We start from the raw sequence: 14,592 nt of genomic DNA, 5'->3' as shown, positions 1-14,592 counted from the left end.
CTTTTGGACACGTAAGGTGCACGCTGATTCGTGTCTAACATTATTTCAATAACAGGAGGCGGTCGGGTTGAAACCGAAATCCCAGATTGTCAATCTGCCTGTGTACCAGCCGGGCAAACCGATTGAAGAAGTGAAACGTGAACTGGGCCTTGAACAAGTCATCAAGCTGGCCTCCAACGAAAACCCGTACGGCAGTTCTCCTGCCGCCCTGGAAGCCATTACGAGAGAAATGACGAATATAAGCATATACCCAGACGGTAGCTCGGTTGAGCTGACGGGAGTTCTTGCCAAGCATCTTGGCGTTGAACGGAACAACTTAATATTTGGTTGTGGTTCCGATGAGATTATTGCTTTGATCACAAGAGCTTTCTTCTTGCCGGGCGACGAGACCATCATGGCAGATCAGACATTCTCCGTATATAAAAGCAATGCAGATATTGAGGGTGCCGTGACCATCGAAGTGCCTCTGAAAGATGGCACGCATGATCTGAGCGCGATGCTCGCACAAATTAACGACAAAACCAAAGCAGTATGGGTGTGTAATCCCAATAATCCAACAGGTACGATTATCTCCGAGCAGGAACTTACAGCCTTTATGGACCGTGTGCCTGCTCATGTGATGGTCATACTGGACGAAGCTTATTATGAATTCGTAACCGATGAAGCATACCCGCAAAGCGTACCATTGATCGAACGGTATCCGAACTTGGTCATACTGCGGACATTCTCCAAAATCTACGGTTTGGCTTCGCTCCGGATCGGTTACGGCATTGCACGTCCCGAAATAATTGATTTGATTAACCGTGTACGTGAACCGTTTAACACCTCCCGTTTTGGACAGGTTGCGGCAACTGCTGCACTTCTGGATCAGGATTTTGTTCAAGAGTGCTCGAAGCGGAATGCAACGGATCGGGATTACCTGCAAAATGAATTTACACGGCTCGGATTGTCGTATTTCCCTTCACAGGGTAATTTCATTATGGTTGATCTGGATATGCCTTCAGCAATTGCGTTCCAATCCTTGCTCAAACAAGGCATTATCGTTCGCCCAGGATTCCACGTATACCCAACTTACATTCGTGTGTCCGTCGGAACATCAGAACAGAACCGTGCATTTGTCACGGCACTGGAGAACACGCTGGCTGAGAAGGCGGTAGCACGCCCTTAATACTGGCGATGAAAGAGTGAGGACCCATGAAACTAAAAATTGCAATGATTGGTGTAGGACTCATCGGCGGTTCACTTGCGCTCTGCTTCAAAGGCAAGCCAGGTGTAACCGTGATGGGCTACGCCCACTTGGATGAACTGAAGGACAAGTACATAGCGAGCGGTGTAGTGGATGATGCTACGCTCTCTCTGGAAGAAGCGGTAGAGGATGCCGACTTTATTTTTTTGTGCGTTCCCGTAGGTTTGCTAGAATCCTATTTCGAAAAGCTCTCCAAGCTGCCATTGAAAAAAGGATGTATCATCACGGACGTAGGAAGCACTAAAGCTTCCATTGCCGCTTGTGCCGAGCATGTGCGGTTGACTGACGCTTACTTCATTGGTGGTCATCCTATGGCAGGGTCGGAGCGTGCAGGCGTAGATGCGGCCTCAGCCGTGTTGTTTGAGAATGCATACTATGTCTTAACCCCTTCAGAACATGTACCTGAGGAAGCCTACAGCAGGCTGTCTGAGCTGCTTGCGTATACGCGGGCACAGATCGTGCGTGTGGAGCCTCTGCTGCACGATGACATCGTGGGGGCGATTAGTCATCTGCCACATGTTATTGCTGTTGCGCTGGTGAATCAGGTGCGTGAATATAATGAGTCGAATCCACTGTATAAAATGCTGGCTGCAGGTGGTTTCCGGGATATTACCCGGATTGCGTCCAGTGATGCGATTGTGTGGAGAGATATCTTGCTTAGCAACCGTGATGTACTGCTGGGCTTGCTTAAGGACTGGAATAGCCAGATGACGGCCTTTACGGATATGCTGGAGCATAAGAACGGTGAAGGCATAGAGGAGGCATTCCGTCAGGCCCGCGAGTTCCGCAGTATATTACCAGAACGACGCAAAGGCATGATTTCGCCGTTATTTGATCTGTATACTGATGTCCAGGATGCACCAGGCATGATCGGTAAGATCGCAACTGAGCTTGGGGCGAATGACATCAACTTGAGCAACTTGGAGATTATCGAGAACCGGGTGGATGTGCCGGGCATTATGCGTCTGTCTTTCCGTCAGGAAGAAGATATGGAACGAGCCAAGACGTTATTGGATTCCTTGGGCTATCAAGTGTGGATATAAGACGAGAAAGAGGGCGAAAGCCCTCTTTTTTGTGAGGTTATATTGAATTTGTTATTTGATTTTCAGTCACGAAAAAAAGGATGTATTATCCTGATTTACCGAAAGATATAATTAATTCAAACAATTTTATTGAAAGTGTTGACAAAATGAAAACGTATACATATAATAAGGGTACAGTATGGTTTCTCTCCACTCCTATCCAATAACTGTATTGCTCCACGTGAGCAATGGCCGCTTATGTAAGCGGTCTTTTTTTTTTTTTTTTGTCTTAAAAAGTTATGAGAAAGGCACGATATGTTTATAGTTACACTTAACCTTAAACTTACATCCTCTATTTACATCTCCCTCCTTAATCTGTTAGGATACCTAAGATCAAATAAATATCACATTTTTGTAACCTTTTTGGTATGTCGTCCGTCTATATAAGCAAGGGTTACCAAAAAGGCTCAAAATGAAGTCATGAACGTGAAAATGACCGCATATGAATGACAGGTCGGGTTCTGTGGATACCAATGGATTTGCCAGGATGATGCAGACCGTTGTACAATAAATACTGTTAATGTAGAAACGTTGGGGAAATTGCCATTACATAGGGGAATTTGGCGGGAAGGCCAGTTATGGCGCTGAACGCTGTTTATATGCGGTGAGAACCGCAACTTTTTTGTGCCTGTTCGGTAATACATGGATAGAGTCGAACGGGGAGAAGCACATGGATGGGCGAGGAGGGGTCGCACTCAAATGACGGATTCCCAGTTGATTCGAGAGATCAAGGAAGGTAACCTGGAGTTATATTCCGAGCTGATGAGTCGTTATCAGCGTAAAATACTGGCTTTCGTATATCATATGTTGAAAAGTTCCAATATGGAGCTGCTTGCGGAAGATCTCTGTTCTGAGACTTTCTATAAGGCGTTCCGCAGTCTGCACTCTTTCCGTGAGGTGGATGCCTCATTCTCAACCTGGTTATATACCATTGCGAGAAATACGGTACTGAGTGAGCTTCGCAAACAGCGCAGCGGAAATGTCCCACTTGAAGAGAGCGGGATTGTCCCCGTTGCTCCTTCGGAGAATGCACCGGAGTATGCTGTACTACGCAGCGAGCGGGTGATGCTGGTTAGGGATGCGATTAACAATTTGCCGGAGAAGCAGCGTTCTGCGATTATACTCCGCGAGTATGATCAACTAGACTACCAAGAGATTGCGAATATTCTTGGGCAGAGCGTCAGTTCTGTGAAATCGCTATTATTCAGAGCAAGATCAAGCGTAAAAACTCAATTGGAACCTTATTTCTTCGAACCGGTGTACGAGCCATATGAAGGGATGAAGAACCGATGAATTGCAATGAAGCCCAGGAACTGTTTGCACTGGTCTGGGACTTGCCGGAAAATCATCCTCAGCGGATTGCATTTCATGCTCATCTCGCTGGTTGTGAAGAGTGCTCCGAGCAGTTTGAGGTCTGGGAAGAAGCCCAGATCTTGCTGCACAGCATCCCGGTTCCAGTGACAGAACAACAGGCAGAGAGAGTGAACCGTAACGTTATGGACCGGATCTATGCGGAGTCTCCATGGTTATTGCCGGAAGAGGCAAAGGTTAATCGTTTCTCTGCTGTGATCCGTAAGCATATGTCTTTGTGGATCGCCGCGTTCCTGGCTATTTTTTTATGCAGCTTTCTGTATATGGCAATGTTTAAGCCAGACGTATCAGAAGCTGAGCAAACCAAGGTTGTTGCTACAGGTATCCTGGAGACAGGGGTTGCCGGAAGCGGACCATCGTCCTCTGGAATGTATCAGTACAACATGACTGGAGCGGACAGAGGAAGTATCATGGAACCTTTTGTTGTGAGCATGGGACCTGCTTATCCGCAGTATTGGATGGCACTTTCTTTACTTGCAATAGGAATGGCGTTATTTTCTCTTGGACGTATGCATCGAACAACGAATAAACGCAAACAAGGTGCGAGTGCATAGGTAATAACCTTTCGTTCGCCGTGTGGAGAAATGAGGGATGTAAGTGCGAATCGGGCTTATTCGTCACGGTCTTACAGACTGGAATGCGGCGGGCCGTATACAGGGTCAGACGGATATTCCTCTGAATGGAGAAGGTCGTGAACAGGCAGAGCGCCTGGGAAGACGTCTGCTGACGGAAGAATACCAATGGGACTATATCATCACAAGTGGATTATCGCGTGCTCAGGAAACAGGGGAGATTATCTCTAAACTGTTGAATGTACCTTTGCTTGAGCCGGACGCACGGTTGAAAGAAAGGGCTTTTGGTCAGATTGAAGGTCTGACTTCAGAAGAACGGGTTGCCCGTTGGGGAAAATCCTGGGAGACATTGGACTTGGGACAGGAGCAGATAGCGGATATCCAGATTCGTGCACTGGCGTTTCTGGAAGATCTATGGTCTGCCTATTCGGACCAAAACGTGCTCATTGTCACTCACGGAGCTTTTCTGGCCAACCTGTTAACAGCCTTGTTTAAAGATCGGTACACAGAACGGATTGGAAACCTGTCATTGACGATCCTGGAAAAGGAACGTGATGACTGGAGTCCGCTGTTATATAATTGCACACGACATCTGTCTTTGGACACAGCGAAACAACCTGAGTAATCTAACTTGGGTTGTTTTTTTGCGTTTTATGGGGAAATAAAGACTTTATATGATTTCAAACCTCTCATTTTTCTTCTGATTGACCAACTTGGGGCATAGTATGGTTTAAAACATAAAAGATTTCCAAAAAGAGGTTTAGATTATGGGAATTCCGTCAACGATGTTTACAAAACCAAACTATTTCAGGCTCCTAATCAGCAGTCGAAGTAGTTAACGGGCGAGGCGATGGACCCATGAATCTAGCGGATATGCTTACTTTTGCCGATATTGGCCAGCTTAATCGAATAGCAGACTATTACCAATGTGAATGCAAGCCCAATTCCAAACATGAACTCATCCAGAGTATTCTCACTACATTGGGCAGCAGACCCTTTTTTGAGCAGCAGGTACGTCAACTGAATCAAGCAGATCAGCGCTTTTTGAACAACTTGTTGTTTGATCCTCGCCAGTATTATGGTATGGAAGAACTCATTGCCATAGCCCGTCAATCTATGGACAAAAAGGAGAGTGAGGCTGGCGCGAGTCCACGTGATCTCATCGTTCGCTTTAATAAGAGTGGATGGTTGTTCAATGGGACAACGCAGCAGACCAGGTATTTGTATCAGGTACCCCAGGATCTGAAATTAAGATTCAGGGATGTGTTATCCACACATCTGCGAGCAGGCATTACCAAAACAACGGAACCACCCATGTATCGGGATGAATATCATCTCTTAGCGGATGATCTCAAGTTGTTCCTGCAGTTTGTCCAGCAGCACGAAATTACCCTTAACGCTGAAGGCATGATGTACCGTCGCTCTCAACAGCAGATTATGGAGCATCTGCACATTAGTGAGGAATTGGTGGGCAAAGGTGGATGGAGATTCGGATATGGCCGTTCCTTCAAGGATTACCCGGATCGTTTTGCACTTCTCTACGACTATGCATTTCACCATCGGCTGGTTCGTGAGGAGCAAGGCACGCTGAAGTTGTCACCAGCTGGAGAAGACAAGCTGGGGGCAGAGAAAACAGCCGAAATGATACAGCTATTTAGGTTTTGGTTAAGATTGTATAAAGGTGCTATTCCCAATCTGTCCTCTATTGTGTACTGGACAGGCGAATGTGCCCAAGAATGGTCAACCGCCGAGTCGCTGTTTCGTCAGATCGGTCCATTCATTCAGCCGTTCTATTATGATACGGTTGAGGCCATCTATGATAACAGAATTGTTAAAATGATGTTGCATCTTGGCATGGTCCGTATTGGGGAACATGAGGAAGGCCGGACGATACAAATGACAGCCTGGGGCACACGTCTTGCTGCATCCTGTCGCTCCATCTCAGGAGACATTACGCCTATTATGTTTGACAAGTGAAGGACAAGTTGTTAAAATCACTCCCAAATTAAGGAGTGATAATAATGATAATTCCATACAAAGGTCTACAACCTCAGTTACACCCTTCGGTATATATGGCTGAAGGTGCAAAACTGATCGGTGATTTGAGAATGGGAGAAGAGTCTTCCGTCTGGTTCAATGCAGTCCTGCGGGCTGATTTGGCTCCTATTATCATTGGAAAGCGCTGTAATATTCAAGATAACGTTGTTGGGCATGTCAATACTGATCAACCTTTGATTGTGGAAGATGATGTCTCAGTAGGACATACAGCGATCATTCATGGTTGTCGTATTGGAACAGGATCATTAATCGGCATGGGAGCCATTCTGCTGAATGGAGCCGATATTGGCGAATATACGCTGATTGGAGCCGGTTCTGTTGTTACTGAGAATAGTAAAATTCCGCCCTATACTCTTGCTTTGGGGACACCTGCCAAAGTGATACGTGAGCTGACTGATGCCGATCTGGAGCGGATGTCCAGAACTTCACTGGGTTATGTTACCAAAGGAAAAGAATATAGGAGCTCTTAAATCCGTTTTGGAGGTGCATCCTATTGGATAAAATGAAAGTTACGTATGAAGTCATGTTGGGGCTGGCAGCTGAGATGGTGTGGGACGAAGCGCTTCGCAAACAGCGCAGCGAGAAGCTCTATTTGGAAATCGATAAAGCGTTAGCTACCGGAGACGAAGTAGCTTTCCGGAGTCTGACGGATGAACTGAGGACCATAAACTGATTAGCAAAATAGTTCCTTTCTGAGATAAAAGGGAATGCGCAGATGCGTGTTTCCTTTTTTTGATATGTGTAATTCCGAAATGAATGTCTGGATTTATAAGATATAGTCATATATAATATGGGAATAAAATGGATAGAAAGGGGATATAGGGAATTGAAATTCAGTGAGATGACTCAAGACAGCTGGGCTGAACTGCAACTCTATCTGGATACATGCCTTATTCCATACACAGCTCTTAGCGGTGAGCAGTCGCCAGTTGAAGCTACCGAGGCGTTGGAGCGGCTGAGAGATTTTCTGGATCTGGTCGAAATTCCTTTCAAAGGGAGAATCATGACTTATCCAGCCTTTCATTATGCTAATTCGGAATTGTCAATGACATTAAATTCCTTGTCTGCACAGCTTAAATCCTCAGGATTCAAATATGTGGTTATTATGTCATCAGATGGTCATTTGGATGGCGTGGACATTCCAGCTGCTGATCTGGTTTTGAGTCGGTCCGTCTTAACTCATGAGGTCGGAGAAGAGGGGATTGCGAGATTTATAGGGGAAAAGATACGAGAGTTGTGGAAAAAATAGTTTTTAACGACAAATGTGACAATTTACCAACAATTTTTTAATAACGCTTACAATTGAACCTTAAAAATGTGTGACAAATTCTTGACGGTGTTCTAGGGCTACTATATGATTATGTATGTTCTAGTAAGTCGTGGAATTTATGAAAATGAAAACGTTTGAGAGAGTTGGCTGAAAAAGGGGGTTGGAGACAGTATGAGCAGTGAGCATGACCACCACGAAGCTTCATTGAAATTGCCAAGCCGCATGGAGATGTCACGCAGGCAGTTTTTGACGTACACGCTTGGTGGAGCTACAGCCTACATGGCCGCCGGTGCAATCCTTCCTATGGTCCGTTTTGCGGTGGACCCGATTTTGCAACATAAGGGAGAAGGCACCTCTGTCAAAGTAGCTGAAATCAGCAAAATTACGAATGAGCCTCAAGAATTCACCTTTGAACTTAAACAACAGGATGGTTGGTATCTGAGTAATGCATCGTTAGTGGCGTGGATTCGCAAAGACGAGCAGGGCAAAATTTATGCACTCTCACCTATCTGTAAACATCTGGGATGTACAGTAGGCTGGAATAGTGACAAGCAATACCCTGACGAGTATCATTGCCCCTGCCATGGCGCGCACTATGACAAGGAAGGGAAGAATCTTGCCGTAGCCCCCAAACCGCTGGATGAGTACGTAGTCAAGGAAGAGCAGGGTTGGGTATATCTGGGCGACATTGTTCCGAACACCCGAGTGAATTAGGAGGCGTGAACGCAGATGTTTAAAAATGTCTATGACTGGATTGACGAGCGTCTTGACATCACGCCAATCTGGCGGGACGTTGCGGATCATGAAGTTCCAGAGCATGTAAATCCGGCTCATCACTTTTCCGCATTCGTGTACTGCTTTGGTGGATTGACGTTCTTTATTACTGTTATTCAGATTCTGTCAGGCATGTTCCTGACCATGTATTACGTACCTGATATTATCAATGCCTACGCAAGTGTGGAGTACCTGCAGACCAAAGTAGCTTTCGGCCAAATTGTTCGCGGCATGCACCACTGGGGAGCCAGTCTGGTTATCGTAATGATGTTCTTACATACGATGCGTGTGTTCTTTACAGGCTCTTACAAGGCACCGCGTGAAATGAACTGGGTTGTCGGCATGCTGATCTTTTTCGTCATGTTGGGCCTGGGGCTGACAGGGTACTTGTTGCCATGGGATAACAAAGCCTATTTTGCAACAAAAGTAACACTGGAGATTGCCAATACGGTTCCTTGGTTGGGACCGATTATTAAAGAATTCCTGCAAGGCGGTACGATTGTCGGTGCACAGACACTAACCCGATTCTTTGCCCTGCATGTATTCTTCCTCCCCGCTGTGCTTCTGGTGCTTCTGGTCGGACACTTTATCATGATCCGCAGACAGGGCATTTCGGGACCACTATAAACTGAGAAGGGAGGAATCGCAATGGCTCACGGACATAAGAAGGATGATGAGGAAAAGGTTATCTTTGTCGGTGATTCACGGGTCCGTAAAGGGGCGGGATTTATTACCCCTCCTGATTACACGGCGTATCCCGGCAAATCAGAAGCCTTTATTCCCAACTTCCTGCTGAAAGAATGGATGGTTGGTGTCGTTGTATTGGTGGGGATTCTGGTTCTCACGATCTCAGAACCTGCACCTTTAGGCTATCCGGCCAATCCGAGCGCATCCGTAATTCCTATGCCGGACTGGTACTTCCTCTTTCTGTATCAGTACTTGAAGTATCCATATGCATCGGGCGATTACGTTTTGCTCGGGGTACTGGGGGTCAGCGGAGTCGCTTTTGGAGCGTTGCTGCTGGCACCATTCCTGGATACAGGCAAGGAGCGGCGTTTCTATAAACGCCCAATTGCTTCATCACTGATGATTTTGTCGGTCATTTCTGTATTTTACCTGACAAATGTAGCGTGGACGCACTACGAGCATGAGTTGGAAGCAAGTGGACAGAAGCCTGAACATATTCAACGTGAAGAAGAAGCGCTGGAGAGGCGTGAGCAGGGGCTTCCACCCGTTTCCAATGCACCTGGACAGCAAGAAGAAGTTGCGATCGTGGAACAGGATGATCCTGCAATGGAAACGTACAAAAAGGCTGGATGTATTGGTTGTCATGCGGCTGATATGAAGGGCGCAACTGGACCTTCGCTTCGAGGCATAGGTGACAAGCACAGCCAGGAAGAGATTCTGACCATTATCAAAGAAGGCTACAATGCAATGCAGCCTCAGTACAATAATGCTATTGCTCAAGGCGTCACGGATGAAGAGATTACTCATCTGACCGAATGGCTTGCGAAACAGAAAGCAGAACAGTAAAATCAAAATAACCAATGAAACCTGATCGTTTATGCGGTCAGGTTTTTTTGAAGTGTTTTTTGGACAGCACTGTATCGTGCACAATATATGATGAAGGAAGGGGCAGGGAATGTGGCTTTATCGTATTTCTGGAGTAGGGAATTTCTGACCAATCGTTATTTCCTGTGGCTATTATTTTGGTGTAATGCGGTAGGAACGGTATACGGATACATCTGGTACGGAGAGCAAATGAAATTGACGCTGGCTGAGCAGCCGGTGTGGCAGATCGTATTTGTGCCGGATAGTCCAACAGCGAGTTTGTTTTTTACTTTAGCGTTGTTATGGATCTTGTACCCACCACGGTCCATCATTATCAAACGGATCGGACATGTGATTCAGGCGCTTGCCGTGGTCACATCTGTGAAATATGGCGTGTGGGCCGTATCCATTATTTTCGCTGGCTGGATGCAAGGCGGTACACAGCACTGGCAAGACTGGATGTTGATTGCTTCGCATAGTGCGATGGCCATTGAAGCTCTTATATATGTAAGCTTTTTCGGCTTCCGCTGGGCTGCCCTTGTTGTTGCAGGTCTCTGGACGCTGTTGAACGATACGATGGATTATACATATGATATTTACCCTTGGTTACCCGCTTCCCTCTATGATCATGTAGATGGTGTGCGTAATTTTACATTCGGACTGACACTGGTGAGCATTCTGTGCGCGTGGCTGGCCTTAAGACAGGCAAGACGTACCTGATCTCATACTTTGGAGAGATAATAACACGTCTCATGAAGAGTCGCTATTTTAGCGGCTTTTTTTGTGTCCAAAATGTGTCCATATTGTGCTATTTCATGGCTTGAAAATCAAGGCTATCTCCGTTCCGCACCTTATAATAAAATTGAAACTGGATTTTGAAATTATTTTCCATAATTACTTAATATTGAAAGAGGTGACGAGTTGTGATCAGCTTTGTAAGTTAATCCGGAGAGGGAAGGTGACATGTATGATGAAGAGAACAAGAATAGTAAAACTATTAATTGTATTTTTGATAGCGCTATCCATTTCATATCAAGTTGATGATGGGAATTCTCAAGCCAATGCCGATCCACAAACTCCATCTCAGGCATATGTACAGAAAATGGGCAAAGGCTGGAACGTATTCAACACCTATGACAGTTTTAGAACCGACGATCTCGCCCTGTCTGACGAAACCTCCTGGGGGCAGCCACAAGTAACCCAAGAATTAATATTATCAGCCAAAGCAAAAGGCTTTGATAGTATTCGGATTCCAATGACTGCCTATACAAGGTATACACTAGGTGCAGATGGACACTATGTGATCCATTCCGAATGGTTGGCCAAATATAAGCAAGTGGTTGATTGGGCCGTTGATGCAGACCTGTATGTGATGATCAACCTTCATCACGATTCCTGGACATGGCTTTCCAATTGGGATGGAAATAAGGCGTCAGAGGAGTATAAAAGGTATGTAGATCTCTGGAGGCAGCTTGCTAATCATTTTAAGAATGAACCTGAGCAGGTCATGTTTGAGACAATGAATGAACCTTATTTTGAAAATGATACAGGAACCATCACCAAACAGGATAAATTGGATATGATCAATCAGGCTGCATATGATGTTATCCGCAGCTCTGGTGGAAATAATGCCACAAGAATGATTGTTATTCCAACGTATTCTACAAGCGCAGATATGGATAAAGCCAACGCAGCCTATCATTTTATTGCGGGGCTGAACGATCCAAACTTGATCGCCACTGTGCATTTTTATAGTGACTGGGTCTTCAGCGGCAACTTGGGTAGAACGGGCTTTGATGAAAAGCTTTACGATGGAGTTCAAGATACGCCAAGAAGTAATATAGACCAGATGTTTAACACATTAAATCATGCCTTAATTTCCAAGGGGATTGGAGTTGTTATTGGTGAATATGGCTGGTTATCCCCTGATGATGGCGCGGCGAAAATGCAGTCAGGTGAAAAACGGAAATATCTTGAATATCTGAACTACAAGGCATCGCAATATGGAGTTAGCTCTATGATATGGCCAGGTGCGTTTTGGAGGGTTCCACCTTTTGACTGGCATGATGAATATGGAACTACCATTCAAGCAGCTAATATGAAACAGCGTTCTTCCTATTCCACAGGTCTAAATGAAATCTATGTTAATCAGCAAGCTGCAAACGATATCCAAATTCCGCTTACTCTGAATGGAAACAGCTTTAAGCACATTAAGGGAGTCCATAAAAATTATTACTCATTGGATGAAGCTACCTCAACACTTACGATCTCTAGAGAATTTATAAACGAGAAATTCAATCAGGCTTCTAACGGCATTATTGCTGATTTGGTTTTTGAATTCTCGAAAGGCGCAGAATGGCATCAGCTTATTATCAAACATTCAATGCCTGTGTTTGAAATGACCGCAGGCACAATAACCGAAGGAATCGTCATTCCGGTCCAATATAACGGGACCAACGTAAGACGGGCCTCACTTCTCGATGAATCTGGTAACCGAATAGGCGGCAATTCCTGGTTTCAATATATGAAGTTTGGCAGTGATTTTACAGCTGACTATACGGATGGAACATTCACCCTTTTGAAAGATGCGTTTGACAGCTCGGTTCCGGATGGAAAACTGAAGGTCAGGATCGAATTTTACGATGGCCAGATTATGAACTATTCCATTCAGAAAAGCGGAAATAATGTAACAGGTTTAGGTATCGTTTTCTAAATGAAGTGTCATAAGTCTAGTAGGATACGGAATCGTCCTCTGCTTGTTCTAACGAACTGTCCCCCGCCATACATTGGTGGTGGGAGGGATGTCCATGAAGAGAACGTTTGGGATCAAAACTGGCTTATTGGTGGTATCGTTCATGGCTCTGCTGCTTTGGACGAACTTAGCATATCGTGTATCCGCACAAAGTGAAGCATTGAATTCGATTTCAGATCAGCAAGTGTCCACAAACAATTCAATTGCACAGCTTAATGAGGAAGCAGCCATATTGTATCGTCAGGCGCTCGAGAACAATATTGAAGAAGTGCGAGGCAGCATTCTGCGTATCAGTAAAAGTCTGGAGCATATCTCCTTTGAGGGACAAACAACCGTCGAGGGCATTCACGCCTTGTCCGAAACCATAGTTGAAGTGAAACAAGCCGTTGTGAAGGTGAAAAATGACGATGCTTCTCTTCAGCAGTCCTCTGCCAAACTCAGACTTGCAGCAGATAGTCTTGCGAATCCAACCAAGCCTTTATGGCTCCAGTATTATAAAATCGTGAAAAACGATCTGGACGCTTTATCCGCTGCTACAAATCAAGGCCAAACTGCGGCTGTACTGGCAAACCGCTACACCGTTCTGGAGGAGCATTATGAGACGATTCGTCCTGCTGCACTGATTCGTCGTGAACCGTATGAGATTGCTCAGATGGACGCTTGGTTATCTCATACCAAAGGGCTTACCGCTGCAAAGCAGCCTGATCTGGCTCAATTAAAGAGCATGGTGGGCCATGGGGAGGAACTGGTGAACCAGTTGTTTGGTCGCGAGAAGGACGAGAGTGCTTTTGTACCGTTTGTACAGGGTCCTGATCGCAGGGCAGCCGGGTTGCTCATTAGTTCGGTCATTGTCGCGACGTTAAGTTACGCCGGATATCGTAAATATCGTGCGCAGCAGCAGGGGATTTTTCCTTTTCGGCGCTAATCGGATATGAAGTTGATCGTGGTATATAAAAAAGACCTCTTTCCGCATAAACAGCCACGCTAATGGCTCTTCATGGGAAAAGAGGTTTTCTTGTAGTTTCTGTGTTATATCAGCTTTCTTTGAAACCTTCGCCATGTACATCGTGAACATCGCTGATGATGACAAAAGCTCTGGGGTCAATGGAACGTACAATGGTCTGCAGTCGCCTGAACTCTTGCCTGGAGATCACACAGTAGGCCATGTGTTTGGCCTGTTTAGAGTACGCGCCAATGGCTGGAATGAGGGTAACGCCACGATCCATATCCCGTGTGATCTGGTCCGCAATCTCGGGTGCGTGGTCACTAATGATCATAAATGCCCGGGCAGAATATGCACCTTCCTGAATAAAGTCGATGACTTTGGAGGCGATGAATACAGCTACAAGCGTATACAGAATTTTTTCTTTGGGGATGTAGATGAGAGAGAGCCCGATAATGACGAAGTCGATGCCCAGTAATACTCGTCCCATACTCCATCCATACTTGCGGTTGAGAATACGAGCGATAATGTCTGAACCGCCCGTCGTTCCACCCCAACGAAATACGATACCAAGGCCGGCTCCGAGGGTAACACCTGCATATAGTGCTGCTAACAGTAAGTCATTCTCGGTATGTAATGGTTCAATCCAGCCCAGATGAATCAACTTCTCAAACAACCACAGAAAAACAGTCAGTGCCCCGATTCCGATACCCGTATAGATCATCTGTCTGCCGCCCAAAATTTTGAGCCCGATCAGAAAGAGGGGAACATTCAGAATCAAGGTTGTAAGTGAAGGTGAGATGCCAAAAGCGTAATTGATCAGCACCGTAACCCCGGTGAGGCCACCTTCCATAAGCTGGTTGGGGATAATAAAATAGAGGAGCCCAAAGGCATATAAGGCTGTACCCAGCACGATGGGAAGAACCAGTTTAACTTGAACCCAGGTTTTGGCAGTGCTCATAAGATCCCTCGC

16 protein-coding genes are annotated in these 14,592 nt (G+C 45.7%); 15 read left to right on the top strand and 1 reads right to left on the bottom strand.

Annotation, left to right across the window (positions count from 1 at the left end; genetic code table 11):
• The first annotated feature begins 67 nt into the window (after window positions 1-67).
• From hisC to V6669_RS18965, 15 genes are all read left to right on the top strand, one after another.
• The gene (hisC, locus tag V6669_RS19035) at window positions 68-1,168 is read left to right on the top strand and encodes a histidinol-phosphate transaminase (RefSeq protein ID WP_307534835.1); all 1,101 of its coding nucleotides are present in this window, start codon (window positions 68-70) and stop codon (window positions 1,166-1,168) included.
• 26 nt (window positions 1,169-1,194) lie between these two features.
• Complete coding sequence (locus tag V6669_RS19030; protein WP_074095636.1) at window positions 1,195-2,289, top strand: prephenate dehydrogenase; 1,095 nt, start codon at window positions 1,195-1,197, stop codon at window positions 2,287-2,289.
• A 738-nt stretch (window positions 2,290-3,027) separates the two neighbouring features.
• Window positions 3,028-3,621 (top strand): sigma-70 family RNA polymerase sigma factor, encoded by a 594-nt coding sequence (locus V6669_RS19025; protein WP_062835180.1) that lies wholly within the window; start codon window positions 3,028-3,030, stop codon window positions 3,619-3,621.
• Window positions 3,618-4,253, top strand: a complete 636-nt coding sequence (locus V6669_RS19020) for a hypothetical protein (RefSeq protein WP_338587582.1) — start codon at window positions 3,618-3,620, stop codon at window positions 4,251-4,253. Before V6669_RS19025 ends, V6669_RS19020 begins: the two co-directional genes overlap by 4 nt.
• A 43-nt stretch (window positions 4,254-4,296) precedes the next feature.
• On the top strand, window positions 4,297-4,896 hold the full coding sequence (locus tag V6669_RS19015; protein WP_338587581.1) for a histidine phosphatase family protein: 600 nt from the start codon (window positions 4,297-4,299) through the stop codon (window positions 4,894-4,896).
• 233 nt (window positions 4,897-5,129) lie between these two features.
• Entirely contained in the window at window positions 5,130-6,248 is a 1,119-nt protein-coding gene (locus tag V6669_RS19010) for a hypothetical protein (RefSeq protein WP_338587579.1), read from the top strand.
• A gap of 44 nt (window positions 6,249-6,292) precedes the next feature.
• A complete protein-coding gene (locus V6669_RS19005) occupies window positions 6,293-6,799 on the top strand; it encodes a gamma carbonic anhydrase family protein (RefSeq protein ID WP_338587578.1) in 507 nt (168 codons plus the stop codon).
• A 23-nt stretch (window positions 6,800-6,822) separates the two neighbouring features.
• A complete protein-coding gene (locus tag V6669_RS19000; protein WP_017687723.1) occupies window positions 6,823-7,002 on the top strand; it encodes an IDEAL domain-containing protein in 180 nt (59 codons plus the stop codon).
• A 153-nt stretch (window positions 7,003-7,155) separates the two neighbouring features.
• Entirely contained in the window at window positions 7,156-7,578 is a 423-nt protein-coding gene (locus V6669_RS18995; RefSeq protein WP_338587577.1) for a DUF2487 family protein, read from the top strand.
• Between the two features lie 192 nt (window positions 7,579-7,770).
• Entirely contained in the window at window positions 7,771-8,313 is a 543-nt protein-coding gene (locus V6669_RS18990) for a ubiquinol-cytochrome c reductase iron-sulfur subunit (protein ID WP_017687725.1), read from the top strand.
• Between the two features lie 15 nt (window positions 8,314-8,328).
• Window positions 8,329-9,000 carry a cytochrome b6 gene (locus V6669_RS18985; RefSeq protein WP_017687726.1) on the top strand — a complete coding sequence of 224 codons (672 nt, stop codon included), beginning with the start codon at window positions 8,329-8,331 and terminating at the stop codon, window positions 8,998-9,000.
• A gap of 21 nt (window positions 9,001-9,021) precedes the next feature.
• Window positions 9,022-9,906, top strand: coding sequence for a menaquinol-cytochrome c reductase cytochrome b/c subunit (locus tag V6669_RS18980; protein WP_036607643.1), 885 nt, complete (start codon window positions 9,022-9,024; stop codon window positions 9,904-9,906).
• Between the two features lie 111 nt (window positions 9,907-10,017).
• Window positions 10,018-10,644, top strand: coding sequence for a DUF1405 domain-containing protein (locus V6669_RS18975; protein WP_338587575.1), 627 nt, complete (start codon window positions 10,018-10,020; stop codon window positions 10,642-10,644).
• 247 nt (window positions 10,645-10,891) lie between these two features.
• Entirely contained in the window at window positions 10,892-12,637 is a 1,746-nt protein-coding gene (locus tag V6669_RS18970) for a cellulase family glycosylhydrolase (protein ID WP_338587574.1), read from the top strand.
• Window positions 12,638-12,731: 94 nt separating this feature from the next.
• Window positions 12,732-13,601 (top strand): sporulation protein YpjB, encoded by an 870-nt coding sequence (locus tag V6669_RS18965; protein WP_338587573.1) that lies wholly within the window; start codon window positions 12,732-12,734, stop codon window positions 13,599-13,601.
• A gap of 109 nt (window positions 13,602-13,710) precedes the next feature.
• On the opposite strand, the gene V6669_RS18960 is transcribed toward V6669_RS18965, so the two are convergent.
• A complete protein-coding gene (locus tag V6669_RS18960) occupies window positions 13,711-14,580 on the bottom strand; it encodes a YitT family protein (RefSeq protein WP_221820340.1) in 870 nt (289 codons plus the stop codon).
• Window positions 14,581-14,592 lie beyond the last annotated feature (12 nt).

Origin of the sequence: Paenibacillus sp. Y5S-9 (genome assembly GCF_036894235.1) — a bacterium.
Taxonomy (GTDB): Bacteria; Bacillota; Bacilli; order Paenibacillales; family Paenibacillaceae; genus Paenibacillus.
The sequence above is the reverse complement of the archived record's forward strand: the minus strand, read 5'-3'. Positions and strand labels throughout refer to the sequence as shown.